Origin of the sequence: Peribacillus tepidiphilus, assembly GCF_009466385.1 — a bacterium.
In the GTDB taxonomy this organism is placed as follows: Bacteria; Bacillota; Bacilli; order Bacillales; family DSM-1321; genus Bacillus_BN; species Bacillus_BN tepidiphilus.
Genome location: NZ_WIAQ01000020.1, coordinates 63,909 through 89,354, shown reverse-complemented (window position 1 = coordinate 89,354; position 25,446 = coordinate 63,909). Strand labels below are relative to the sequence as shown.

At 38.5% G+C, this 25,446-nt stretch carries 30 protein-coding genes; 20 read left to right on the top strand and 10 right to left on the bottom strand.

What is annotated here, in order from left to right; genetic code table 11:
• The first annotated feature begins 162 nt into the window (after positions 1-162).
• Together GD441_RS11655 and GD441_RS11650 are read left to right on the top strand one after the other, a co-directional pair.
• Positions 163-1,674 carry a sodium-dependent transporter gene (locus tag GD441_RS11655; protein ID WP_153126609.1) on the top strand — a complete coding sequence of 504 codons (1,512 nt, stop codon included), beginning with the start codon at positions 163-165 and terminating at the stop codon, positions 1,672-1,674.
• Positions 1,674-1,778 carry a methionine/alanine import family NSS transporter small subunit gene (locus tag GD441_RS11650; RefSeq protein ID WP_153126608.1) on the top strand — a complete coding sequence of 35 codons (105 nt, stop codon included), beginning with the start codon at positions 1,674-1,676 and terminating at the stop codon, positions 1,776-1,778. Before GD441_RS11655 ends, GD441_RS11650 begins: the two co-directional genes overlap by 1 nt.
• Positions 1,779-1,827: 49 nt before the next feature.
• On the opposite strand, the gene GD441_RS11645 is transcribed toward GD441_RS11650, so the two are convergent.
• Positions 1,828-2,799 (bottom strand): M23 family metallopeptidase, encoded by a 972-nt coding sequence (locus GD441_RS11645; RefSeq protein WP_153126615.1) that lies wholly within the window; start codon positions 2,797-2,799, stop codon positions 1,828-1,830.
• A gap of 211 nt (positions 2,800-3,010) precedes the next feature.
• Between GD441_RS11645 and lipA the strand changes: the two genes are divergently transcribed.
• Positions 3,011-3,925 (top strand): lipoyl synthase, encoded by a 915-nt coding sequence (lipA, locus tag GD441_RS11640; RefSeq protein ID WP_153126607.1) that lies wholly within the window; start codon positions 3,011-3,013, stop codon positions 3,923-3,925.
• A 131-nt stretch (positions 3,926-4,056) separates the two neighbouring features.
• On the opposite strand, the gene GD441_RS11635 is transcribed toward lipA, so the two are convergent.
• Positions 4,057-4,689 (bottom strand): YhcN/YlaJ family sporulation lipoprotein, encoded by a 633-nt coding sequence (locus GD441_RS11635; protein WP_225434210.1) that lies wholly within the window; start codon positions 4,687-4,689, stop codon positions 4,057-4,059.
• Between the two features lie 114 nt (positions 4,690-4,803).
• On the opposite strand from GD441_RS11635, the gene GD441_RS11630 reads away from it, so the two are divergent.
• Entirely contained in the window at positions 4,804-5,079 is a 276-nt protein-coding gene (locus tag GD441_RS11630) for a YutD family protein (RefSeq protein ID WP_153126606.1), read from the top strand.
• 36 nt (positions 5,080-5,115) lie between these two features.
• Here the strand turns inward: GD441_RS11630 and GD441_RS11625 are convergent, their stop codons facing one another.
• The 3 genes from GD441_RS11625 to glpX all read right to left on the bottom strand — a co-directional run bounded on the left by GD441_RS11625 (position 5,116) and on the right by glpX (position 6,731).
• Positions 5,116-5,394 (bottom strand): cytosolic protein, encoded by a 279-nt coding sequence (locus GD441_RS11625; protein ID WP_153126605.1) that lies wholly within the window; start codon positions 5,392-5,394, stop codon positions 5,116-5,118.
• A gap of 76 nt (positions 5,395-5,470) precedes the next feature.
• Positions 5,471-5,737: a DUF3055 domain-containing protein gene (locus GD441_RS11620; protein WP_153126604.1), complete on the bottom strand. Its 267-nt coding sequence runs from the start codon at positions 5,735-5,737 to the stop codon at positions 5,471-5,473.
• A 25-nt stretch (positions 5,738-5,762) separates the two neighbouring features.
• Positions 5,763-6,731 carry a class II fructose-bisphosphatase gene (glpX, locus tag GD441_RS11615; RefSeq protein WP_153126603.1) on the bottom strand — a complete coding sequence of 323 codons (969 nt, stop codon included), beginning with the start codon at positions 6,729-6,731 and terminating at the stop codon, positions 5,763-5,765.
• Between the two features lie 186 nt (positions 6,732-6,917).
• Between glpX and GD441_RS11610 the strand changes: the two genes are divergently transcribed.
• The 4 genes from GD441_RS11610 (at position 6,918) to GD441_RS11595 (ending at position 9,943) form a co-directional block, all read left to right on the top strand.
• Positions 6,918-8,222, top strand: a complete 1,305-nt coding sequence (locus tag GD441_RS11610; protein ID WP_225434209.1) for an EAL domain-containing protein — start codon at positions 6,918-6,920, stop codon at positions 8,220-8,222.
• A 21-nt stretch (positions 8,223-8,243) separates the two neighbouring features.
• A complete protein-coding gene (locus GD441_RS11605) occupies positions 8,244-8,681 on the top strand; it encodes a DUF86 domain-containing protein (protein WP_153126601.1) in 438 nt (145 codons plus the stop codon).
• Positions 8,682-8,813: 132 nt separating this feature from the next.
• Entirely contained in the window at positions 8,814-9,578 is a 765-nt protein-coding gene (locus tag GD441_RS11600; protein ID WP_153126600.1) for a TIGR01457 family HAD-type hydrolase, read from the top strand.
• A 92-nt stretch (positions 9,579-9,670) separates the two neighbouring features.
• Entirely contained in the window at positions 9,671-9,943 is a 273-nt protein-coding gene (locus GD441_RS11595) for a hypothetical protein (RefSeq protein ID WP_153126599.1), read from the top strand.
• Positions 9,944-10,332: 389 nt separating this feature from the next.
• On the opposite strand, the gene GD441_RS11590 is transcribed toward GD441_RS11595, so the two are convergent.
• Positions 10,333-10,830, bottom strand: coding sequence for a phosphatidylglycerophosphatase A family protein (locus GD441_RS11590; RefSeq protein ID WP_153126598.1), 498 nt, complete (start codon positions 10,828-10,830; stop codon positions 10,333-10,335).
• Between the two features lie 199 nt (positions 10,831-11,029).
• Between GD441_RS11590 and yutH the strand changes: the two genes are divergently transcribed.
• The 5 genes from yutH to thrB all read left to right on the top strand — a co-directional run bounded on the left by yutH (position 11,030) and on the right by thrB (position 16,711).
• The gene (gene yutH, locus GD441_RS11585; protein WP_153126597.1) at positions 11,030-12,031 is read left to right on the top strand and encodes a spore coat putative kinase YutH; all 1,002 of its coding nucleotides are present in this window, start codon (positions 11,030-11,032) and stop codon (positions 12,029-12,031) included.
• 128 nt (positions 12,032-12,159) lie between these two features.
• On the top strand, positions 12,160-13,149 hold the full coding sequence (locus tag GD441_RS11580; RefSeq protein ID WP_153126596.1) for a 2-hydroxyacid dehydrogenase: 990 nt from the start codon (positions 12,160-12,162) through the stop codon (positions 13,147-13,149).
• Between the two features lie 270 nt (positions 13,150-13,419).
• Positions 13,420-14,718, top strand: coding sequence for a homoserine dehydrogenase (locus GD441_RS11575; protein ID WP_153126595.1), 1,299 nt, complete (start codon positions 13,420-13,422; stop codon positions 14,716-14,718).
• A complete protein-coding gene (thrC, locus tag GD441_RS11570; protein WP_153126594.1) occupies positions 14,715-15,776 on the top strand; it encodes a threonine synthase in 1,062 nt (353 codons plus the stop codon). The genes GD441_RS11575 and thrC overlap by 4 nt, the downstream gene beginning before the upstream one ends.
• On the top strand, positions 15,773-16,711 hold the full coding sequence (thrB, locus tag GD441_RS11565) for a homoserine kinase (RefSeq protein ID WP_153126593.1): 939 nt from the start codon (positions 15,773-15,775) through the stop codon (positions 16,709-16,711). The genes thrC and thrB overlap by 4 nt, the downstream gene beginning before the upstream one ends.
• Positions 16,712-16,927: 216 nt before the next feature.
• On the opposite strand, the gene GD441_RS11560 is transcribed toward thrB, so the two are convergent.
• The gene (locus tag GD441_RS11560) at positions 16,928-17,164 is read right to left on the bottom strand and encodes a NifU family protein (RefSeq protein ID WP_153126592.1); all 237 of its coding nucleotides are present in this window, start codon (positions 17,162-17,164) and stop codon (positions 16,928-16,930) included.
• 152 nt (positions 17,165-17,316) lie between these two features.
• Between GD441_RS11560 and GD441_RS11555 the strand changes: the two genes are divergently transcribed.
• Positions 17,317-17,643, top strand: a complete 327-nt coding sequence (locus GD441_RS11555) for a YuzD family protein (protein WP_153126591.1) — start codon at positions 17,317-17,319, stop codon at positions 17,641-17,643.
• A gap of 274 nt (positions 17,644-17,917) precedes the next feature.
• On the opposite strand, the gene GD441_RS11550 is transcribed toward GD441_RS11555, so the two are convergent.
• Positions 17,918-18,985, bottom strand: coding sequence for an NAD(P)/FAD-dependent oxidoreductase (locus GD441_RS11550; RefSeq protein WP_153126590.1), 1,068 nt, complete (start codon positions 18,983-18,985; stop codon positions 17,918-17,920).
• A gap of 415 nt (positions 18,986-19,400) precedes the next feature.
• Between GD441_RS11550 and GD441_RS11545 the strand changes: the two genes are divergently transcribed.
• Positions 19,401-19,640, top strand: coding sequence for a YuzB family protein (locus tag GD441_RS11545; RefSeq protein WP_153126589.1), 240 nt, complete (start codon positions 19,401-19,403; stop codon positions 19,638-19,640).
• 43 nt (positions 19,641-19,683) lie between these two features.
• On the opposite strand, the gene GD441_RS11540 is transcribed toward GD441_RS11545, so the two are convergent.
• Complete coding sequence (locus tag GD441_RS11540) at positions 19,684-20,388, bottom strand: DUF2225 domain-containing protein (protein WP_153126588.1); 705 nt, start codon at positions 20,386-20,388, stop codon at positions 19,684-19,686.
• A gap of 196 nt (positions 20,389-20,584) precedes the next feature.
• Here GD441_RS11540 and GD441_RS11535 point away from each other — a divergent pair, with 196 nt between their 5' ends.
• Positions 20,585-20,947, top strand: a complete 363-nt coding sequence (locus tag GD441_RS11535; RefSeq protein WP_153126587.1) for a HesB/IscA family protein — start codon at positions 20,585-20,587, stop codon at positions 20,945-20,947.
• Between the two features lie 82 nt (positions 20,948-21,029).
• On the opposite strand, the gene GD441_RS11530 is transcribed toward GD441_RS11535, so the two are convergent.
• Positions 21,030-22,022, bottom strand: coding sequence for an NAD(P)/FAD-dependent oxidoreductase (locus GD441_RS11530; protein ID WP_153126586.1), 993 nt, complete (start codon positions 22,020-22,022; stop codon positions 21,030-21,032).
• Positions 22,023-22,458: 436 nt separating this feature from the next.
• Between GD441_RS11530 and GD441_RS11525 the strand changes: the two genes are divergently transcribed.
• The 4 genes from GD441_RS11525 to GD441_RS11515 all read left to right on the top strand — a co-directional run bounded on the left by GD441_RS11525 (position 22,459) and on the right by GD441_RS11515 (position 25,356).
• Complete coding sequence (locus GD441_RS11525; protein ID WP_191992169.1) at positions 22,459-23,685, top strand: NAD(P)/FAD-dependent oxidoreductase; 1,227 nt, start codon at positions 22,459-22,461, stop codon at positions 23,683-23,685.
• Between the two features lie 239 nt (positions 23,686-23,924).
• Positions 23,925-24,077, top strand: a complete 153-nt coding sequence (locus tag GD441_RS17020) for a YuiA family protein (protein ID WP_191992168.1) — start codon at positions 23,925-23,927, stop codon at positions 24,075-24,077.
• 105 nt (positions 24,078-24,182) lie between these two features.
• Positions 24,183-24,506, top strand: a complete 324-nt coding sequence (locus GD441_RS11520) for a YuiB family protein (RefSeq protein ID WP_153126584.1) — start codon at positions 24,183-24,185, stop codon at positions 24,504-24,506.
• A gap of 151 nt (positions 24,507-24,657) precedes the next feature.
• The gene (locus tag GD441_RS11515; protein ID WP_153126583.1) at positions 24,658-25,356 is read left to right on the top strand and encodes a 3D domain-containing protein; all 699 of its coding nucleotides are present in this window, start codon (positions 24,658-24,660) and stop codon (positions 25,354-25,356) included.
• The last annotated feature ends 90 nt before the right edge of the window (positions 25,357-25,446 follow it).

Sequence of the window (25,446 nt, the reverse complement as noted above, 5' to 3'; positions counted from 1 at the left end):
TGTCACTTCCATTCTAGGTTTTTGGGTGTGTGGTAACCTCAATTATCCTTAGAATTCAGGGAGTGGCAATTTTTTTGCTTATAAAGCCCTCTATCTAGGCATTTTATAGCCTATTTAATATAAAAGTTTTGACAATACGTCGTATCAACAGGGGGTATCAATATGGAAAATCGTCCACAGTGGGGGACACGTGCAGGTTTTGTTTTAGCTGCAGTTGGATCAGCTGTAGGTTTAGGAAACATCTGGAGGTTCCCAGCGGTAGCGTATGAAAATGGAGGGGGAGCATTCTTTCTACCATACTTATTTGCACTTTTAACGGCAGGGATCCCATTGCTTATTCTGGAGTTTACTCTTGGACATAAATACAGAGGTTCTTCTCCATTAACATTTGCGCGTTTGAAAAGAGGTTCTGAATGGCTTGGCTGGTGGCAAATAGCTATTTCTTTTGTTATTGCTACCTACTACGCTGCTATTATCGCATGGGCTATGTCCTATTCTGTCTTTTCTTTTAATACAGCTTGGGGAAAAGACACAGAGGGATTCTTGTTCGGTAAGTATTTAAACCTTGCTGAAGCACCTGGTGAAATTGGAGGAGTAGTACCTGGAGTGTTTATTCCAATCGTATTGGTTTGGATGATTACGCTTGGGGTTTTGGTGAAAGGTGTTAAAAAGGGAATTGAAGCTGCAAATAAATTTATGCTCCCAACATTAGTTGTTCTTTTTACAATTATTGTAATTCGTGCAATAACATTAGATGGAGCGGTACAAGGGCTTGAAGCATTCTTTAAACCAGATTGGTCACAGATTATGAACGCAAAAGTTTGGGTTGCTGCTTATGGTCAGATTTTCTTTAGTTTATCAATCGGTTTTGCCATTATGGTTACTTATTCGAGTTATTTACCTAAAAAGACAGATATTACCAACAATGCATTTATTACTGGTTTTGCAAACTCAGGCTTTGAATTGTTAGCTGGAATCGGGGTATTTGCAGCTTTAGGCTTTATGGCTGCTCAAAAAGGTGTAGCAGTAGATGAAGTTGTAAGCTCGGGTGTAGGACTTGCTTTTGTCGTATTCCCTCAAATTATCAATGAGTTCCCTGCATTAAACGGATTTTTCGGTTTTGCATTCTTTGTATGTTTAGTGCTGGCAGGATTAACTTCATTAATTTCAATTGTTGAAACTTTTGTCGCGGGTGTTCAAGAAAAGTTTAATATTTCCCGTACAAAATCTGTGTTAGTCGGCGGAGGAGCTGCAGCAGTAATTTCCATTCTATTTGCAACTAGAGGTGGTCTATATTTCTTGGATGCAGCTGACTACTTCATTAATCAATTTGGTATTACATTAGCAGGACTTGTAGAAGTCCTTCTGGTTGCTTGGGTTTTAAGAGAATTAAAAACACTTCAGAGCCATGCAGATGCTATCTCTGATATGAGATTAGGGGCTTGGTGGAGAATCTGCTTATCTGTCATTACACCAATAGTACTTGGTTATATGATGGTGCAAAATGTTATTACCAATATCAAGGAAAACTACGGCGGCTATCCAACAGGCTTTATCATATACTCTGGTTGGCTAGTAGCCGCTATTGCTTTCATTGCAGGATTTGTATTCATGGGAATTAAATGGAAAAAGGATGTTACAGTAATTCCTGAAAGCAAGGAGGTATCACAATAATGTCAGGTAGCGCGATCGCAATGATGATTGTGGGTATGGTTATTATTTGGGGCGGACTTCTTGCAAGTATTGGAAATGCTGTGAAAAAGTCAAAGCAAAATTAATTTCCAGAAGGCTGTCGGTTTTTTGGCAGCCTTCTTTATATTTATATGATTATTTCCTGTTTTTAGCTCGTGCCTGTCTTTCCCATAGCTTTAAATGCGGATAAGGATCAAAGCTCCATTCTATATACCCATTGTCTTTATACATTCCGTAGTGAAGGTGTGGAGGGAATTTGCCTGATGTTCCCGGTGGTCCGTAACCTGAGCTTCCTACTCCTCCGATTACCATACCAGGTTCTACGATTTGCCCGATTTTGAGGCCTTTTGCGAAACCGCTTAAGTGGGCAAAATAGTGATACGTGTTATGAATATCCCGTATGCCTATTCGCCATCCACCGTATTTATTCCAGCCCTTCATTTCAATGATTCCATAGCATGTTGAACGAACGGGCAAACCGTAATCTGCGAAAATATCTGTACCTTCATGAGATCTCCTTCCTCCCCATCCTCTTGCCATTCCCCATGTATTTTTATAGCTGTAATGGCTGAAAACTGGAACTGGAAATGCTTTGTCGGTTAAATTGATTCGTCCGTATTTCTGGAAAAGCTTAGCATTTCCCATGATAATGCCGACTGCTTTATCTCGTTTGTAATAATCCCATAGACCCATCCTTAAATTATCTTCATCCGTTCCATACTCTAATAGTTGATTAGCAAATGAAAATAAAACATCCCGTGGGTCTCGTAAGCTGGCTTTTCCATCACCATTTGCATCACGACCGATTCCATCAAAATACAAGATGGAATGCGGATTCTCATCAGAAACGTCAGGATTTGAAATACCTCTCCATTTTTCTGATTCTATGTAGATTCCAACTGGTCCATCTGAATCAGGCAAATCCCTACGAGCGTTTCTTATGCTGTGTTCATATTGATCTGCAGCTGCAATATAATACCACGGGATGTTTGTGACTTTTTCAACCTGCATGTATAGTTCCATCCGGATTTTATAAGGGTCTTTACTGATCGCTTTTGTCTGGATAGGCTGAACTAACAAAAAGAGGATAGAAAGAATAGCAAACATCTTATATTTTTGCACAAGTACTCTCCTTTCATCAGAAAGTATAATGTTCTCAAGTCATAGGATTAGTTTGTGAAAAAAAGAAAAGCTTTACTAATATAAATTAATGGAAACGAAAGTGTAAAACTTGTATATTTCATTTTTATTATGTTAAAGTGACAAAAGAAGAAAGCGTATAATTTTCTTATACTGAAAGAATGGAGTTGACTTCTTCGTGAGCAAGAGAGAGGAGTATCTTCGTAAACCAGATTGGTTAAAAATAAAATTAAATACAAACGAGAACTATACCGGTTTAAAAAAAATGATGCGTGAAAAAAAACTTCACACAGTTTGTGAGGAAGCGAAGTGTCCGAATATTCATGAGTGCTGGGCTGTCCGTCGAACAGCTACTTTTATGATTTTGGGGGATACATGTACCCGAGCTTGCCGTTTTTGCGCTGTTAAAACGGGTTTGCCTACTGAATTAGATTGGGCAGAACCAAAACGTGTAGCAGATTCTGTTGTTCAAATGAACCTTAAGCACGTTGTAATAACTGCTGTTGCAAGGGACGACTTAAAGGATGGCGGAGCAGCTGTTTTTGCGGAAACAGTAAGAGCGATACGCAGAAAAAGTCCGTTTACTTCCATAGAAGTATTACCTTCTGACATGGGTGGAGTTTATGAAAATCTTAAGACTTTGATGGATGCTAAGCCAGACATTTTAAATCATAATATTGAGACCGTCAGAAGACTATCTGACCGAGTTCGTGCTCGAGCAAAATACGAACGTTCCCTTGAGTTTTTGCGGAGAGCTAAGGAAATGCAGCCGGACATTCCAACGAAATCAAGCTTAATGATTGGCCTTGGTGAAACGAAGGAAGAAATAATCGAAACAATGGATGATTTGCGCGCAAATCATGTAGATATCATGACAATTGGTCAATATTTACAGCCTTCCAAAAAACATTTGAAGGTTGAAAAATACTATACTCCGCAAGAGTTTGCAGAATTAAAAGAAATTGCTCTTTCCAAAGGCTTTAGTCATTGTGAGGCTGGCCCATTGGTTCGTTCTTCTTACCATGCAGATGAACAAGTTAATGCAGCCGCAAAACACCGTCAACTTCAAGGTGAAGAAGCCAAGAATGCCTAATAACATTCGAAAAGTGACTTGACTTGCTTGTGGGCTCAAGTCACTTTTTTGCTTTAAAACTTGCATAACATCTCTTTCATAAAGAAGGTGCTGTTCCAATTAGAAACAGCACCCTAAGCACTTAAATCTTTTTATTTCATCCCATTTTGTTCGTCTTTCATTTCTCCGTTTTCATTCTCTACTTTGCTGATCTTACGGCCTTGAGGAGATTTTTTCATTTGTTCAATCGTTTTTGAAATCATGCTTTCAACATTTGGGCTGCCAGTTTCAAGTGTTGCATAATTCTCGATGTTTTGCGCTAGGCTTGTATTATCGCTAACATACACATGAAAGTAACGTGGTACAGCTGAAAGTGCTGCCTTCTTCACTTGATCTGCAGATTCAAAGCGGTTTTTTGCCTTTGTATCATATACAATTAATACTTCTTCATCCGTTACAAGTGTGGATACATCTTCAATTCCCGGAAGCTGTAAACACAAATGGGAAATAACATCAGCGAGCTGCTCCCGGTCTAGGCCTGGTGCCCTATTGTTGAAACTATTCATCTGATTTACACCTGTTTTTTGTAGACGAATAAATCCAAAATCTTCAGTGTCATTTTTCAATCTCCGGTAGTCTTCATCGTATAGCTGAGTTGGGGAATTAACCCTTGTTGGCGTGAGAGAATCTCTTATTGTATGATCATCTTGTGCCAATTGATTTGTGCACGCAGAAAGTGTAACAAAAGAAGAGATCCCTATTATAGCTAATGCTTTTTTTATCATGTAAAGCACCTCCTCATTACTAGAATGACCAATTAAGCATAAAATTTAGCTTAGTAATTGATGGGGAATCAGTTATAATTTAATCACACACTGTTTTTTCAAGAGGGTGAAATCATGATATCCATAAATAATTTGACTTTTGAGGTTGTAAAAGATTATCGAAATGGTTTTAATGAAGAGGCTTTTCGTGCCAGATATAGTGAAATATTAAATAAATACGATTACATCGTGGGAGATTGGGGGTATGGACAATTAAGACTTAAGGGCTTTTTTGATGATCAGAATCAAAAAGCGACCTTCGATACCAAAATCAGTACGCTTACAGAATACCTGTATGAATACTGTAATTTTGGCTGCCCGTATTTTGTCTTGAAAAAAGTGAGGAGATAATAAAAGTGCCGCTGCATGGAGCAGGGCACTTTTATTCTAAAAATAGGGTTCCTGACGATCATGGTCCGGATCATCATGAGTAGGGTGGGCGCCGTCCATTTGTCTTGGCAAATTTTTATGCAATGTTTTATTTTCGTAATTGAATGCACTGTAATAGCGTTGCCCTTTTTTCCACGGAGTGCTCTTATTCTGAACAGGCTCATCTTTTCCTATTATAGAACCGTATGGACCTTCCGGCAATGATTCAGGAACTAGGAAATTCCTTTGAGCCTCGACATTGGAAAAATCATGATAGTCTTCTTTATTGTCGCTCATTTGAACCTCCAGAGAATTTATTCGAAGCTTTGTAGCTTCTACCAATAAAATTCCCAGACAAATGAGTTTTCATTACTTACACAACTTCAGATAAAAAAGAAATCAGCTCATTGGCATCTTCTTCATTTAATTGAAATGCGTGTTCGATATAGCCTTCTTCCTCAAGGTCATCATGTCCGATTATCGCAAAACGATTTCCCTGCATGTCCAGCACAAGCTGTTTTCCATAGAACCGTTCTGATGACACAATAGCGAGGTCAAAGCGTTGGTTTTTTCCAACAAAGCTTACAAAACGTGTTTTTGTTTGTTCTAAATCATTATATAAATAAAATCTTTCTTCCATCCGAACCCCTTCTTCCAGATATAGTTTAAACAAATATTAAATGAGGCTTGTGCTCTAAATGGTGATGGGCTTTAATGAAGCGGACAGTTTTTGTTTTGCTTCTCATCACAATACTATCTGTTTCAACCAAGTCTCCACCTAAAAAACGTACCCCTTGCAAAAGTTCACCGCTTGAAACGCCTGTTGCCGCAAAAATGGCATCATCGCCAGATACAAGATCATCTAATGTAAGAAGCTGTCGAGGATTATGTAGTCCCATTTGAATGCATCGTTCTTCCTCTTCTATTGACTGTGGAACGAGTCTTGCCTGCATATCGCCTCCTAAGCATTTCAGTGCTACAGCAGAAATAACACCCTCAGGAGCTCCCCCTATTCCCACGAATAGATCGACTCCAGTATTCGGGAAGGCAGTTGCAATCGATGCGCCCACATCACCGTCTCCAAAAAGGATCACTCTTGCCCCTTTTGCCCTAACACGGTCAATGATTTCCTGATGGCGGTCTCTTTCTTGAATAATAACCGTCAAATCTTGAATACGCTTGTTATTTGCCTCGGCCACAATGTCAATCGTTTTCTCAATTGGATCATCAATGTTGATTTTCCCAGCAGCCTTTCTACCGACTGCAATTTTCTCCATATACATATCAGGCGCATGCAAAAGTGTTCCTTTATCGGCTACCGCTATAACAGCCATTGCGTTGTTATGTCCCTTTGCTACAATTGTTGTACCCTCAAGAGGATCAACAGCTATATCGACTTCCGGTCCCATGCCGGTACCGAGCTTTTCTCCGATATATAACATAGGTGCTTCATCTAATTCACCTTCACCTATTACTACAGTCCCAGCCATATTTACCGAATCAAACATCTTTCTCATTGCATTGGTTGCAGCATGATCCGCTTCATTTTTCTTTCCTCTGCCCATCCATTGTGCAGATGCTATGGCTGCAGCTTCAGTGACACGAACGATTTCCATTGCAAGCTCACGGTCCACAGAATATTCCTCCATTTCTTATTAATCCGTTATTTATTTTATCAAAATAGTTACCTTTAGTCAGTGTAATGAAAATTTTTCGCTTGGTTAAATAGAATAAAACAATGCCAATATTAACCGTATATGTGATAAAATAGTCTTGTTTATATTATTCTTTTTTTTGCGGAACCGGAAGGAATGAGTCTTTTGTCTACGTATCATCGTTTTAAGAAAAATAATTTACTCAGCTGGTTCAAAATTTTTTTGCCGCAAGAAAAATTGCGCTATTATCCACCGCAATTCATCCTTCGAAACCCTTTAGTTTCAAGTGTAGAAAGAGCTTTTAAGAACGGTTTTGAAGTAGCTGTGCTCTTTTTTCAAGTCAGCAATTTAAGGGATTTGACTGAAAAGGTTGGAACGGCAGGTATTCATCATTTGACATCTTTGCTAAAAAAAGAGTTTCAATTGTCTGCGAGTGGGATTTTACATGAGGAAAATATCCTGGTTATTCATGACTATCATAGCGAAGGAATTACTGTTTTTTTAAAAGTGGATCCTAAAAAATTATATTTATCTGAAATAGACATAAAGTCATTCCGTATTATAGAGGATGTAATGCAGCGCTTATCGATTATATGTCCTGCTTTGGAAGTTCAATTGAATTCAGGCTATATGTTTATGGACAAGAGGCATTACTCATTAGAAGAGGCTATAAACAAAGCACAGGAACAGGCTGTTGCAATGGCAGAAAAAAAGATTCAGTCTGAGTTCAATCATTTGCTTTATACTATGACACAAATCATCAATTCAAAGGATATCCGCCTTCTGGCTCAACCTATTTTTGATGTAGCTACGAGGGAAATTAAGGCATATGAGGTATTGACAAGGGGACCTGCAGGTACAGAAATGGAAAATCCACTTCGTTTATTTTCTGTTGCCAGGCAAACAGGGTTATTGTATGATTTAGAAATTATTGTTTTAGAAAAGACATTGCAGCAAATTTCGTTAAACGGTTCTTCTCAAAATGTTTTCATCAACTTTACCCCTATGACAGTTGGTAATCCGCGATTTTTGAAGGAAATGAAGAACCTTTTAGGGATTTATTCTTACGTATTGCCTTCACAAATTGTAATTGAGATAACAGAGAGAGACTCAATTGAAGGAATTGACCATTTACTATCCAATATACGGGAGCTGCGTAAAATGGGGCTGCGAATAGCCGTCGATGACACAGGGGCAGGTTACGCTAGCTTTCATACAATAAATGAACTCATGCCTGATATTATTAAGATAGACAGAAGTGTGATCCATAATATCGATAATAGCCCTGTAAAGGAATCCATGCTTAAGGGGCTGCTGTTAATTGCGAAGGAAACCGGCTCTATTGTTGTGGCTGAAGGAATTGAAAGTGAAAAAGAAGCTATGGTATTATCAAAAAATAAGGTAGAGTTAGCGCAAGGCTACTACTACGCTCGTCCTGCAAAAATTGAAAAAGTAAAATTCTCATCCTAGATCACGAAAGGGAGTAGGACCATGTATTTTGTAGACCGACAAAAAATTGAAGATATCTTAGTTTATCTTGAAAAACGATTAGAGCTTTTAGATCGTGCAAGTGATTGGGGAAAACCGGTCGAGGGCCTTGCTCTAGAAAGAATTGTACAATCCTTGATCGATTCCGTCTTAGATGTTGGCAATAGCATGATTGACGGATTTATCATGCGTGATCCTGGAAGTTATGAGGATATCATTGATATTCTGACTGACGAAAAGGTCATTTCAGAAGAAATGAGCCGTTCTTTTAAGGAAGTCCTTCCTTTGAGGAAAATGGTCGTACAAGACTACCTTGAAATAGACCATCAAGAAATGAAAGAACAAATCGTAAAACATGCTCCTGCATTTAAGCAATATCCTAAGGCCATTAGAGATTACCTAACTAACGAGCTTGGTCCAGTATCTGCTTTTAAAAAATAAGAATAAAGCGCTCATTAAATCTGCAAGCTTTAATAGCTTGCAGAATTTTGTTTTAAGTTTTATTCCTTCATCAACTATGATAAAAGTATTTTTGTTCTGATTGTTGCTAATTCCGATTAGGAGTGAAAATAAATGAAGCAGTATAAAGGATTTTTAATTGATTTAGACGGTACCATGTACAGAGGTACAGAAAGAATTGAAGAAGCAGCAAAATTTGTTACAACCTTAAAAGAGAAAGGTTTACCATATCTTTTCGTTACTAACAACTCTTCAAGAACGCCTGAGCAAGTAGCTGAAAAGCTAAGAAATTTCGATATTCCTACTGAAGATCATCAAGTGTTTACAACAAGTCAAGCAACGGCTAACTATATATACAGCATAAAGCAGGATGCAACGGTTTATGTGGTAGGCGAGGAAGGTATTATTCAAGCTTTAAAAGAGAAAGGCTTTACATTTGTTGATGAAAACCCAGACTTTGTTGTAATGGGCATCGACCGAGGCATTACCTATGAAAAGCTGGCTAAGGCTTGTCTTGGTGTAAGAAATGGAGCAACCTTCATTTCTACAAACGGAGATATAGCAATTCCCACAGAGAGAGGCCTTTTGCCTGGTAATGGATCTCTTACATCCGTTGTGGCCGTTTCCACACAAACAAAGCCCATTTTTATTGGAAAGCCGGAGTCCGTGATCATGGAGCAGGCACTTAAGGTGTTAGGTACAGCAAAAGAAGAAACATTAATGATTGGCGATAATTACGATACGGATATATTAGCCGGCATGAATGCAGGATTGGATACTTTACTCGTTCATACAGGAGTCACGACCCCTGAACTGTTAAAAGGCTATGAAAAACAACCAACCTATGTCGTTCATTCTCTAGATGAATGGAAATTCTAAAGGAAAAGGGCTTTCTCAAATGAAAAGCCCTTTTGAAGAAAATCCATAAGAAAATAAATTTTTCTCGTAATTTTTTAGAATGTTTCTTCTAAATGTACAGGATATCGGTCGTCATTCCGATATATCGGTCGTCAGGACCAAGATATCGGTCGTCGGGACCAAGATATCGGTCATCAGGGCTAATATATCGGTCGTCGGGATCAAGATATCGGTCGTCGAGACCAGGATATCGGTCGTCGGGACCAGGATATCGGTCGTCATTCCGATATATCGGTCGTCGAGACCAAGATATCGGTCGTCGGGACCAAGATATCGGTCATCATTCCAATATATCGGTCAGGCCAAAGGAGATTTTTTTGTATTAGCTCTTTTCGCATAGATTGTTGTTTTTAGACTATAAAGTTTGCCCGTTGATTGCAGCGAGAGACTTGCTTTCCGCGAGGAGGGATGACACTCCTCGGCGATACCGCCTGTGGGGTCTGCCACTTCCCTCTTTTTCTCGAAGGACATTGAATAAGCTTGCTCGAATAAACACCGCACGCAGGAAATGCAAATGAATTTTCGAGGTCAAGTACTCTACACTTCAATCGACTCAGATCGTGTCGTTACATTACACTAAAAAAGCAACAAACTTTACGAAAGCCCCTTTGTATTTAAAAAGACTGCCCATTAGTCGTTATTCCGACTTATGGGACAGCTCCTTTAATTAGTCGACGTTCCTTAAACCAAGAGCTAATCGGGCGTTTCCGCTTTTCTATTCTACATTCATGGATCGGTGAGCTAAGCGGCTTGAAGCAGCTGCGGCAATTGCCCCGACGATATCATCCAAAAAGGTATTGCATTTACCAGTGGATTTATCATTCAGCATTAGCAAAATACCAGGTTTTTGCTTATCAATGTACCCATAGTTTGTGAAACCGATTGATCCATAAACATTGACAATAGAAAGTGCCAGTATCTCATCTACCCCATAAAGTCCTTCATCCATTTTTATGATGGATTGAAGCGGTTCCTCAAGCATCCCTTTTTCTGCGAGAATGTCGAGCTGAATGCCTGTTAAAATAGCATTTTGCACTTCACGCTTAGATAAAACTCTTTCTACATTGTGAATACATTCTTCTATTTTTAAATCAGAATGGTATTTAGTTTGAAGATACATCACTAGATCTGCAATGTCCTTGACAGTAACTCCTCTTTCTTGAAGCCATTTCCTTGCAGTTTGCTCTGATACACTTATTTTTTTCTCAGCCATAGTCATCACCTTTATTAATTATTTAAACTCTAACCTTTGCGGGTTATTTTACAGTGTATTTATATTGTTTATTAAAAAGAAACAAAAAACATTCCAACCAATTTCAATAAAAATAACTTCGGGCTATTTCTCATATATATGACATAGAGTGTCCTAATAAGAGCAATTTACACAATTGTGTTAAAAGAGGAGGGAAGAAATGCTTCAGGAGGCTATTTACAAAAACTACGGTATACAGCTTGATAGGCGAGAAGTATCTATGAGATACGAAATCTTTCGTTCAGGTGATACGGTATACACGGTCATACCCATTTCTGAAATGGATGAGGAAGAGCTGATGGAAAGGCTGAAACTTTCTCAGTTCATGATTTCACAGGGAGATGCATATGTTTCATCTTTTGTTATGTCAAAGCACGGTACGTACGTTTCACTTAATGGAGACAAAAAATTCTTACTGCTCGCCAATCAAAGGCTTGAAGAATCTAGGCCATATAAAATGGGAAAGAAATTAGCGAAATTCCATGCGAGAGGACGTATGTTTGCAGAGCCTGTAAAAAAAACAAATCGAATCGGAAAATGGAAGGAACTATGGGAAAAGAGAATAGATCAAATGGAAGCTGTTTGGAGAGAAAAATTGCACTCCCATCCAAGTAACGATTTCGAAAGACTTTTTGTAGATTCTTTTCCTTATTATATGGCGTTAGGGGAAAATGCGATTCAATATTTAGTCGACACCGAAATCGACCAGGATCCTCAAGGATTTGATGCCGCAACCATCTGCCATGAGCGTTTTACGAATGATTTATGGGTAGGGAGTTACTGTGTAAAAAATCCTTTTGATTGGGTAATCGATCATGCTGGGAGAGATTTAGCAGAATGGATTCGACAGCATTATTTCCAACATATTCATACGCACCAACCAGGAATCGGTCAATTTGCAGATGAATATAGAAGTTTAAGCGAGCCTTCAAGCTTTGGATGGAGATTGATTTATGCGCGATTGCTATTTCCGGTCCATTATTTCGAGACAATCGAAGAATATTATGTAAATGGAAGTGAAACGAGAAAAAAAATCCTAGAAGAACAGCTTGAAAAATATACGAATCAATCTAGCTACTATGAGGAGTTTTTGCGAAGATTTTTTGAGAGTGTGAGAGTTCCTGCTAAAAAGCTTCAAATTATTAAAGTGGATTGGCTGTAATGACCATGTCTAGTACAATGTTTTAGGTGCGTTTATTCATTTTTCTAAATTTTCTTCCTTTATTATGTTATGATGAACTTGTACAATCTGATTAATCATCATCATAGTTGAAGAAGGAGTTTTACAGGATGAAAAAACCCTATGTATTCATTACACGCAAGCTTTCAGAGCAGATCGTTTCGTCACTGAAAGAGAAATATGATGTGAACATGTGGGAGCATGAAAGTACACCTGTCCCAAGAGAAACGTTACTAAATGAGGTTAAAAAAGCCACGGCTCTTATCACGATGCTATCAGAAAAAATTGATGAAGAGCTACTAGAAGCAGGTCGTAATCTTCAAGTTGTGGCAAATTTGGCAGTAGGGTATGACAATATTGATGTTCAAGCTGCTACTAAAAAAGGGATCGCCATCTGTAACACCCCAGACGTTTTAACAGATACGACAGCAGATTTGACTTTTGCCTTGCTTATGGCTACAGCTCGAAGAATAATAGAAGCAGCAGAAGTAGTAAAAAAAGGGGAATGGAAGAGCTGGAGTCCGTTCTTATTAGCTGGCCATGATATCCACCATAAGACAATCGGCATCGTAGGAATGGGCTCAATCGGTGAGGCTGTTGCAAAACGGGCGAAAGGTTTTGATATGAATATCTTGTATCATAATCGTTCAAGAAAGCCTGAAGCAGAAAAATCTCTAGGAGCCAAATACTGCAGCTTTGAAGATCTCATTCAACAGGCAGATTTCATTGTATGCTTGACTCCTCTTACGCCTGACACCAAAAAACTATTCAATCGTGAAGCCTTTAATAAAATGAAAAAATCGGCTATATTTATTAACGCTTCCCGTGGACCTGTGGTAGATGAGAAAGCTTTATATGAGGCACTTGTTGAAGGAGAAATCGCAGCAGCAGGCTTGGATGTTTTTGAAACAGAGCCGATTGGAGCGGATCATCCATTACTGTCTCTCCAAAACGTCGTAGCTCTTCCTCACATTGGAAGTGCAACGAGAGAAACACGCGAAGCCATGATGCAGCTTTGTGTGGAAAATGTTGATCGAGTGCTTTCTGGTAAAAGTCCTAAAACATTAGTCAATAAGGCATGGGAAAAGCAAAAGGTATAAAACTTTGGTTCGTTAAGTGATTAAGATGCATACTAAATCTTTTCCTGAGCATTCCTTCGAGAGAAGGAATGCTCTTTGAATATAATGTTTAGATTAAAAATTTCTTTTATTTTCGTACATACACATGGAAAACTTATTATCTTTACATATTATTAATTTTTTCATAATTCTTTTTTTCAGACTATTGTAATAAAAGGTTGTTAGGATTATAATGTCTATTATGTAAATACATTTGTTTTTTCAGAATGTACATTAGAAAGGGGAACAAACATGAAGGCTATTTCTATTGGCTTGCTTGGTCTTGGAACAGTAGGTTCAGGTGTTGTGAGAATTGTTGAGAATCATCAGGATAAATTGATGCACCAAATTGGCTGTCCAGTTCATATAAAAAAGATTCTTGTAAAAGATTTATCAAAGGAACGTGGGGTAGTTGTGGATCGTTCTCTTCTTACTACAGATGCAAATGATATTTTAGAAAACCCGGAAATTGATGTTGTTATTGAAGTGATGGGTGGTATTGAGCAAACACGAGAGTATTTGCTTAAAGCTGTTAGGAATAAAAAACATGTGGTCACTGCTAATAAGGACCTGATGGCTTTGTATGGATCCGAATTACTCACAGAGGCAACAGCAAATCATTGTGATTTATTTTATGAAGCAAGTGTTGCAGGAGGAATCCCAATCTTACGAAGCCTTGTGGAAGGATTGGCTTCTGATCGCATTACCAAGATGATGGGCATCGTGAATGGGACTACAAACTTCATTCTCACAAAAATGAGCAAGTATGGCAGTCCTTATGAAGAGGTTTTAAAAGAAGCACAAGAGCTTGGATATGCGGAGTCTGATCCGACAGCAGATGTAGAGGGATTAGATGCAGCCCGCAAAATGGCGATTCTAGCAACATTGGGTTTTTCGATGAATCTTGATTTAGATGATGTAAAGGTTAAGGGTATTACTGAGATCACCGAAGAAGATCTAGATTACAGTAAGAAGCTAGGTTATACGATGAAGCTGATTGGGATCGCGTCCAGATGCGGAGAAAAGGTAGAGGTCAGTGTACAGCCGACGTTATTACCAGAAACGCATCCATTAGCTTCCGTCAATGATGAATACAACGCTGTGTATGTGTATGGAGAAGCAGTAGGGGAAACAATGTTCTATGGACCAGGGGCGGGAAGCCTGCCGACAGCAACTGCTGTAGTTTCTGATCTTGTAGGGGTTATGAAAAATATGAGATTGGGTGTAAATGGACGAAGCGTTGTCGCCCCACAATATAAGAAAAACTTAAAAGATGCTTCAGAAATTTTCTCTAAGTATTTTGTACGCCTGCATGTAAAAGATGAAGTGGGTGTATTTGCGAATATCACGTCCATTTTCTCCGAGCATGGTGTAAGCTTCGAAAAAATTCTGCAATTACCGCTAAAGCAAAAGGATCTAGCAGAAATAGTGCTTGTAACACATAAAGCATCGTTAAAAGATTATGAAGAAATTTTACAAAAGCTGAATGACTACGAAATGGTGAAGGTCATTAAAAGTACTTACAGAGTGGAAGGAGACGGAGCGTTATGAGCTGGAAAGGATTAATTCAAGAATATGCTGAATTTTTGCCCGTAAATCAAAATACACCTGCTCTGTCACTTTTAGAAGGAAACACACCACTTGTGAAATGCGAAAATCTTTCAAAAGAATGGGGCGTTGAACTATATGTAAAATACGAGGGAGCCAATCCTACAGGCTCCTTTAAAGACAGAGGAATGGTCATGGCAGTCGCTAAAGCGATTGAGGCAGGTAGTGACGCAATCATCTGTGCTTCAACTGGAAATACCTCAGCAGCAGCTGCTGCTTACGCTGCTCGCGCAGGTCTTCGTTGCATAATTGTCATTCCGAACGGCAAAATTGCTATGGGAAAGCTTGCACAGGCAGTTATGTATGGAGCAGAGATTGTGGCAATTGACGGAAACTTTGATCAGGCATTAAAAATTGTACGCAGCATTAGTGAAAAAGCACCTGTTACCTTGGTGAACTCTGTAAACCCTTACCGTATTGAAGGTCAAAAAACGGCAGCATTTGAAATTTGTGATGTGTTAGGCCAAGCTCCGGATGTTCTTGCTATTCCTGTTGGCAATGCTGGTAATATAACTGCATACTGGAAGGGTTTTAAAGAGTACCATGAGAAAAAAGGAACAGGTCTCCCTCAAATGCGTGGCTTTGAAGCAGAAGGTGCGGCAGCAATTGTACACAACCGAGTCTTTGATGAGCCAGAAACAATCGCAACAGCAATCCGAATTGGTAATCCTGCTAGCTGGCAATATGCAGTTGACGCTGTCCGTGAATCAGAAGGAAAAATGGATGAAGTGTCAGATGAAGAAATTTTAGCAGCATACCAGCTTTTAGCTCGTAAGGAAGGTGTATTTGCTGAACCAGCATCTTGTGCATCGATTGCGGGGGTAATCAAGCAATTAAAAAGCGGTGAAATACAGAAGGGCAGCAAGATTGTTGCTGTTCTTACAGGCAACGGATTGAAGGATCCGAATGTGGCTGTTGAATACAGTCAAATAAAGCCTGTAGTTCTGCCGACAGATGAAAAAGAAATTTTAGAACATATTCAAGGTGTGGCTCAGCTATGAGCGAAGAGAAAATGTACAGCATCCGTGTCCCGGCTAGCACAGCGAATCTTGGTCCGGGCTTTGATTCGATTGGATTGGCTCTGTCGTTATATTTGACAGTTGATGTTTATAAAAGTGACAAATGGGAAGTCATTCCTGTCTCTAAAGAGCTTGAAGTGTTTCCAAGAGACGAGAGTCATTATATTTGTAAGATTGCCAAAAAAACAGCATCCCTTTACGGAAAAGAAATGTCGCCATGTAAATTATATGTAACAAGTGATATCCCTTTAACACGTGGACTCGGAAGCAGCGCATCAGCGATAGTAGCTGGCATCGAGCTTGCAAATGTAATGTGTGACTTGGGGCTGTCTCAAGAAGAAAAAGTGCATCTTTCTTCACTTGAAGAAGGACATCCCGACAATGCTGGAGCTTCTGTAAAAGGAGGGCTTGTTGTTGGTGAGCATAATGAGCGTGAAACCAACCTGCTTTCCTTTAAGCTTCCTTCGATTGAAATAGTAGCCCTCATTCCGAACTATGAGCTTTATACTGAGGATTCACGAAACGTGCTTCCTTCTGTTTTATCCTATTCGGAATCAGTCAAGGCAAGTGCGATTGCCAATACCTTTCTAGCTGCACTTCTTTCTGGAAATTGGGAGCTAGCCGGGAAAATGATGAGCGAGGATCGATTTCATCAGCCATATCGGAAAAAGCTTGTGCCACATATCGAGGATACGGAAGAAATCGCCAAACAAGCGGGAGCATTTGGAGTTGCACTTAGCGGGGCAGGACCGACGGTGGTTTGTTTTTCAGAGAAAAAACATACTGAAAATGTACGAAAGGCATTATCAGAAGTGTTCCCTGAGTACGAATCCATTAAGCTGGAAATTGATTATGATGGCAGCACAGTAACAGCTTATTCTGTAGAGTCAAATGGGGAGATTATACAGTCTAAATAAAGGGTTATTTTATTAAGAGGCATTGTAGGGGGAATGCCTCTTTTTGATTTGGTAGAGCGGTCAATGCCTAAAGGGACAAACAGGATTTGCTTGATGGAAGAAATGAATGGATTTAGGGACTGAATCAAAAAAATGGTGAGTATTTTTATTTTATAAACACAAAAAGGCTAAAACTCACTCGTGAGTTTTAGCCTTACATTCTATTTAAAAAATAGATTAGAATACTTGTTCAACTTCAACGATGCCCGGTACTTCTTCAAGAAGAGCGCGCTCGATACCGGCTTTAAGCGTAATGGTAGAGCTTGGGCAGCTTCCGCAAGCACCGAGAAGGCGCAGCTTTACGATGCCGTCCTCAACGTCTACTAGTTCACAGTCTCCTCCGTCGCGAAGCAAGAACGGACGAAGTTTATCTAATACTTCTTGAACCTGTTCTTTCAATGATTGTTCAGACATGTATATCGCTCCTTTCCTACTTCATATTATAATCACTAGCGACCAAAAAATCCATTTGAAATCCTTCAAAAAAAGTTCATACTTTCTCCAAGACACAATTTTCCTATACAATATTCATATAAAAAAAGAAAAAGCCGAAGGGAGTAGGCGTTGTGAACAGAAAGAATCTTGAGATTGAAGTATACGGAGCAGAAGTAGTATGTCCAAGTTGCGTAAATTTGCCGTCATCAAAAGAAACGTATGAATGGCTACAAGCTGCACTTTCTAGAAAGTTTCCTAGTCAGCCTTTTACAATTTCTTATATTGATATTCATCAGGAACATGAGGATGAAACCAAAACGTCATTTGCTAAAAGAGTTATTGAGGAAGATTTATTTTATCCGGTAGTCGTGATCAAAAACAAAATTGTAGGAGAAGGAAATCCGAAGCTTAAGACCATTGTTGCTGAAATGGAAAAGTACGGGTATAGGGTTGAATGAATAAAAGCCCGGCAATTACCATACAGGAGACGTAATAAAAGAATGGGAGCATCTGCGGACAGTATAAAAAACCCGGCGAAAGCCGGGTTTATAGAGTGTAGACAAAGTATATTTCATGCACTTTCAGACTGATTGAAAACGCTTGTCAGTCGAGGAACGAACCCGTACGAGGAGCGGAGTTACCATAGACGGTAATGAGCACGGGAGGAGGGTTCGTGACGAAGAATGCGAGCGTTTGTCAACAGTCTGAAAACCCGGCGAAAGCCGGGTTTAATCATCCATTATGATACTTGTACATCCACAAAATACCTGACTTCAGTAACCGTGCTACTCTTCCTGTGATTGGTCGTTCGGCTAATATACCAAAGCCGTGTTTTTTTCCGAGAGAACCTAAAATTCCTTTTAATTTTATAGGAGGAAAGCTCTCTGGAAGAGGTTCGCCAGCCCATTTTTTCTTTAATACTGTTACGATTTGCTCTGCTTGTCCTTCAGCTAGCTGTGCACTTGGAGCATGTGGCAGACTTGCGCAGTCACCAACTACAAACACATTTTCATAATTAGGGATGGAATGTTGAGGTGTCAGAACTACCCGACCTTGAGAATCCTTTTCAACATCTAGGTCACGTACAATTTTGTTGGGCTGAATGCCTGCAGTCCATACAATTACATCGCAAGAAATCGGTTCATCGTGGTTATAGAGAATATTTTCCTCGATTTTTGTGATGTTTGCCTTGTTAATGACTTCTACACTGTGGCTGTCAAACCATTCCTCAACGTACTTGCTAAGTCTTGGGGAAAACGCAGCTAAAATATGATCGCCACGGTCAAAAAGTTTGATTTTTAAGTCAGGACGGCTTTCACACAATTCACTTGCAAGCTCAACACCGCTTAATCCAGCTCCAACAATGGCAACGGTCGAACCCGGACCTAAATTATTTAGAGCCTGGTACGTACTTCGGGAACGATCAATGGTTTGGATGCTGTAGGTATATTGGTCGGCACCAGGAACATTATGATATTTATCCTCACAGCCTAGTCCAATCACAAGGTCGTCGTAATGAATAGGCTCTTGATCTTTTAAGAACACTTTATTTTCATCTAATAGAATGGAGGTAATTTCTCCATATACATATTTTAAACGGTCATGCTCAGGAAACGAAACTCGGATATGTTGATCGGAAATTGTCCCCGCAGCCAGCGCATAATACTCTGTTTTCAAGCAGTGATAAGGATTACGATCAACTAAAGTAATCGTGATATCTTCAGGAAGTTGATTAGGAAGTAAGCGGTGAAGAATTCTCATTCCCCCGTAACCTCCACCAAGGATGACTAAATGTTTCATGTAAATATCCCCTTTAGTGAACTGGTAGTTTAGTAGAGACTGTAAACTAAGTCGTAAATCATTGACTGAAAGAAATGCTTATTCTACCAAAGAGTTTCGACAGTCTTGACCAAAACAATAAGTACATTAGAGTAGTATAAGTGTTTTCGTTTGAATATTATTGTAAAGTGAAATATTATTAACTTTTAAATTCCATTAAAAAGTATAACGAAATTGTGACAAAATCACAACCTGATTATAGGAATCTATGTCGAATTATGACTAATTATTTTGTTTAAAATATAAATAGGTTATTATTTTACACGATCTATGTAACAGTACGAGAATTTATTAGGTTGAAGTTATTAGATTTGACGAATAATCGGAAAAACTGTAGCATGTACAGTTAGGAGATGTTTGGTAGAGGTGACAGCAAATGATCAAACCGATCATCGAGTTTTGTATAAGTAATTTAGCGAACGGTGCTCAAGCAGCCATGGAAATATTACAAAAGGATCCAGATCTTGATATTATTGAATATGGATGTCTTGGCTACTGTGGAAAATGTGCAACTGAACTATACGCTTTAGTCAACGGGGAAGTTGTGACAGGCAGCACACCGGAAGACCTCGTGGACAATATTTATCAATTTTTAGAAGAAAACCCAATGTTTTAAATAAAGTAAAAGCCCGACAAGAAAAATTTTCGGGCTTCCTTTTTTATTCATTTATTACATCTTCCTGTTTTTGCATATCTCTTATTTCGTACCATCTTTCTCTTGCCATATCTACTATTTTTGTTTCCACCGTTCTGCTTTGTCTTTCAATAACCATGGAGAAATATTTGACTGCTTGATCTATTTCACCAATCCGTCTGGATAGCTCCCCAAGCAAATACAAAATCCTCACCTCGGAAACCTGAGTTCCTCTGAAGTCATCTGTAGAGTAGGATTCGTAATAGTGATGGATGGCGATTTTCATAAATCTTTTCTCTTGTTCAATGTTCTCTAATAAACGATACAGCCACGCGATTCTTAAATAAAGTCCAGCTGTTACAATGTGTTTTTCTTTTTTTAATTCTGCACAATAGCAAGCAAGCTTATAGGTTTTTATCGCATCCTCGATTGTTCTATGCCCGCCGAAATTCTGAGGTACCCAATTGGATGATACTTTATTGATTATCTCTTCCTTTGTACCTGGTGGAAAATATTTTGAAAAGTCGTCTGAAAAGGAAAAACCGCAATCGGGACATACATATATATTATAAAGAAGACCATTTACGTGACCTTCTTTATAGATAGGACAAAAGTCTGATTCATAACGTTCAACTTTAATGAATTTTGAACGGATTTTTTTTGAGGTAAATTTCGTTTTGCAAAGTGGACATTCCACGTTACGATCGAATATTGGATCAAGATTTTCCATTGATTTATCACCCTTAATTACATATGAGTCTTATGGATTAGTTCTATATGACTTGTATATTCATTATATCGTAAGAGTAAGAATAAAGAACTATATAAATTTGAATACTTTTTAACATGATAATGTTGCAAACTTGAGCCGAAAAATTTGATTAGTATATACTGTAAGTAGAGAAGAAATAGGAGGGATGAAGTGCATGAGTGAAGTGGTCATTTTAACGGAATCAGCCGCTTTTCAAATAAAAGAAATGATGAAGCATAATGAAGAGGAAGATTCGTTTTTAAGAGTGGCTGTCAAAGGTGGAGGCTGCAGCGGTCTGTCATATGGTTTAGGATTTGAGAAAGAGCCGACAGAAAAAGATGTAAAGCTTGAACAGCATGGGATTCCGATTGTCGTTGACAAAGAGAGTGCAGCCATTTTAAAGGGAACGATCATTGATTATAAACAATCCATGATGGGCGGAGGATTTACGATTGAAAATCCAAATGCCATTGCAACATGTGGATGTGGATCATCTTTCCGTACGGCTACCCATTACGGAACTCCTGAGGAATGTTAAGCTGACTAGCTTGTAATAGATGTAGAGTTCGTTTTAAAAAACAAAAATCGGTTTAAGCATCAACTTAAACCGATTTTTGTTTTTATTTAAACATAGAAGAACTGTGTAGTGGCTGAACTTTTGCTTTTGGATCTATATAAGATTTTGCGTTGTTGACAGCAGTTGGGGCTTCACCAAAACCACATGCGATAAGCTTAACTTTTCCTTCATATGTACAAATATCGCCTGCAGCATAAATTCCCGGAATATTTGTTTCCATTTTTGAGTTAACAACAATGGAGTTCTTTTCAATTGTAAGACCCCACTCTTTGATTGGTCCCAATGAAGAAACGAATCCGAAGTTTACAATGACAGAATCAACATCAATAACTTCTTTGTTTTCACCGTTCACATCTTCAAGTACCACTTGGGTAATCTTTTCGCCATCACCGATTAATTCAACAGGAACATATGGTGTTTTAATGTCTACTTTAGAGTTTTTCAAGTTTTCGACGCTGTGCTCATGGGCACGGAACTTGTCTCGACGATGTACGATTGTTACTTTTTCCGCGATCGGCTCCAGCATTAGCGCCCAGTCTACCGCAGAGTCTCCACCACCACAAACCATAACCTTTTGACCGGCAAATTGATTTAAATCATCAATGAAGTAATGCAGGTTCTTTCCTTCATATTGAGAAGCAGATTCGAGCTCCATTCTGCGAGGTTGAAAAGCTCCGTTTCCAGCAGTAATGATAACAGTCTTAGAAAAATGTTCCTCTTTGTTTGTAGTAAGTTTGAAAATACCATCTTCCAGTTTTTCCAATTTTTCAACAGACTGCTCTAAAACGATGGTAGGATCGAATTTCGCCATCTGCTCTTTTAGGTTGTTAATTAATTCTTGGGCACGGACTTTTGGGAACCCTGCTACATCATAAATGTATTTTTCAGGATATAAAGCCGATAATTGTCCACCAAGTTGCGGTAGGCTTTCAATAATTTTAACAGACGCTTGTCTCATACCGCCGTAAAACGCAGTGAATAAACCGACAGGACCTCCACCAATAATTGTGATATCATAGACTTTTTTTTCTATCACACCATATCCCCCCTATTAATGAAAACGCTCCACCTTTTATAATAGCACAAAATCAAAAGAGAATAAGCTTTATCAAATATAAAAATTTTTCATCATTTACTTTTTTATCATTTCTTTTTTCGTGTAATTTTACTCATGTCTCCTTTCGTTAGTTGATGGTGTGGACTTCCGAAAAAATAGACTAGGAAACGTTAATAGTTTATTTAATATTCTTAATATTGAAAACTAGTTTTCTCACTTGAAAAACCGATGAAAAGCATATAATATTTATGTAGATATTATGTTAAGATTTCATGACAAATTTCGTACATTTTTTTGAATTAATTCGTGAACTATATCACAAACTTTTAGTTCTCTTATTATTTATGAACGTTTATAAGAGTGTAGGTATAGGTAATGAAAATTACAGCGCGAGAAAAATACTGTAAAGGTGGAAGTGATTCATTTGAGAAAACCAAAAATTGTGATTCTTGGTGCCGGATATGGCGGCTTGATGACAACAGTTCGTTTGCAAAAATCATTAGGAGTGAATGAAGCAGATATCGTATTAGTCAATAAAAACGACTACCATTACGAAACAACTTGGCTTCATGAAGCATCAGCAGGGACACTTCATCATGATCGAGTTCGTTATGACATAAAGGATGTAATCGATCGTCAAAAGGTTGATTTCGTACAAGATACAGTAGTTGAAGTGAAACCGGAAGAAAAACTTGTAGTTTTAGAAAACGGGGAATTGTCTTATGACTACCTTGTTATTGCATTAGGCGCAGAGCCGGAAACATTTGGAATTCAAGGTCTAAAAGAATATGCGTTTACTATTTCTAATATCAATGCTGCTCGCCAAATTCGTGAACACATTGAATATCAATTTGCCACATATGGCACTGAAGAAGAGAAAAAAGACGAGCGCTTAACGATCGTTGTAGGTGGTGCAGGTTTTACAGGTATTGAGTTCCTTGGGGAGCTTGCGAACCGCATTCCTGAGCTTTGTAAGGAATACGATATTGACTTCCATAAAGTTAAACTAATCTGCGTAGAAGCGGCACCAACAGCTTTACCTGGATTTGATCCTGAGCTTGTAAAATATGCGATGAGTCATCTAGAAAAGAAAGGTGTAGAATTCAGAATCGGCACTGCGATTAAGGAATGTACACCGGATGGAATTATTGTTGCAAAAGGTGAAAATGAAGTAGAAGAAATTAAGGCTCAAACAGTCATCTGGGCAGCAGGTGTAAGAGGAAGCTCTATCATTGATAAATCTGGCATTGAAGCTATGCGCGGACGCGTTAAAGTAAACCCAGATCTGCGTGCACCAGGATACGACAATATTTTTATCGTAGGTGACTGTTCACTTATTATTAATGAGGAAATTAACCGACCTTACCCACCAACTGCACAAATCGCAATGCAGCAAGGTGAAGTATGTGCGAAAAACTTAACAGCATTAGTTCGTGACCAAGGCAAACTAGAAGAATTTAAGCCTGATATCAAAGGTACAGTTTGTTCTTTAGGCGAGGACGATGCGATTGGTGTGGTGTTCGGTAAGAAAATGGTCGGAACAAAAGCATCGATCATGAAAAAAATGGTGGACAATCGCGCACTGTACATGATTGGTGGTCCATCCCTAGTCTTGAAAAAAGGAAAATTCAACTTATTATAATGAGAAGGAAAGCCCTCACCAGAACAAATGAAAGGTGAGGGCTTTTTTTGAACATTGCTACCTGTTTTCGGATTTAATTTCTAAATATTCTGTAAATAAACAAAAAAGGAAGAAAAAGAAAGATAATAGGAATTGTATACGTTTTCTTAAACAATATTGACCGAATTTAAAGGTTTTCATTTTGAAAAAAATTTGATATATTATCAGAAAATTCTAATTTTTTATTAGGGGTTGATCATATGTCAGTCAATCAGTTACAAACAAAACCTTGTGTTTATTGCATAGGAAAAGGGTACTTCCAATTGTTGCTGGGTGGATCTGAAACTTGTCCCTGCTGCAACGGTAGTGGAGAAAACAAAGAAATGGAAGAAGCATATAATCAGACTCCTTGATTTATGAGGAGTTTTTTATTTCGGTCCGTTTCCTCCCTTCTTATTGACGAGTAAAATCTCATTAAGTACACTAGAAAATGATGCTTCTAGGGGAGGGCCTTTATCATGCAAATGTCTATACCAATTTTAATTATATCTGTTGTTTTATTTTTTGTGCTATTTTTTGGAATCGGCTTTTTACTGAATATGCTTTTTCGAAAATCTTGGATCATGGTCATCATTTTTCCACTTGTTGCGATCTTTATTGTGAATAAGGTAAAGTTGATTGAATACTTTACTAATCCAGTAGCAAGCTTACGTACAATCGGAAATAATTTCGCTTCATTGGCTTTAGCAGATATTATCATTTTATCTAGTGGTTTGGTTGGTGCTATTTTGTCTGGTGTCGCGATTAACGTTCTAAGGAAAAAAGGATATCGAATGTTTTAGGTCTTCTGTAAAGAAGGCTTTTTTTATTGGTAGAAATTTGCCGTTATTTGTCTTAGATATTTGTAATTTCTGGTTTTTCACTTGCTCAGTGAATATTTTCTTAATATTTGGGAAAGAAATATTCCTGTGAGAGGAGTGAGTAAAGACCTGTATGAATAAAGTAGATAGGTTAATGAAAAAGGTCGCAATTTCTATTCTTTTAGTATTGGCACTTCAATCCACTTATTCTCAAATAACTGGGGTTGAAGCGAAAATTGCCATGCCATTTGATGAGCAAACGAGTGAAGAGAGTATTTCGTCAGAGAATAATAAGCCAAGAGAATTAGGATTAAGCTATAAGTATTTAAAGCATATAAACGCCATGAAAACTGAGATCTCTTCAGAGGAAGTCATAACTGCACCAAAAACCCTCGAAGATTCGGTAGATTGGACAAAGTACCCAAAAGCAAAGGTGACTGCGACAGGATATACGGCGGGATATGAATCAACGGGTAAACATCCAAATCATCCATCATATGGAATTACATATTCTGGAGTCAAGGTGAAGAGGGATTTATACTCCACAGTTGCTGCTGATTTACGTGTGTTTCCGATTGGAACGATTCTATTCATTCCGGACTATGGATACGGGGTTGTTGCTGATAAAGGAGGAGCTATAAAAGGAAACGAGCTTGACCTTTATTTTAATACCGTACAAGAGGTTTACGACAAATGGGGAAAGAAAAAGGTCGACGTATTTGTCATTCAAATGGGAAATGGAAAGCTGACGGAAGAAGATCTGAGAGCACTAAATGAAAATGAAGAAATGCAAGTGTTCAGAGAGCAATATTTCGGTAAGATGAAGAAATGATTAGAAAGAGACCAAGCTAAAAGGACAAACAAGTTGACCTTTTAGCTTGGTCTTATATGTTTTGTCAATTAAAGGATACTTTTGTTAAAA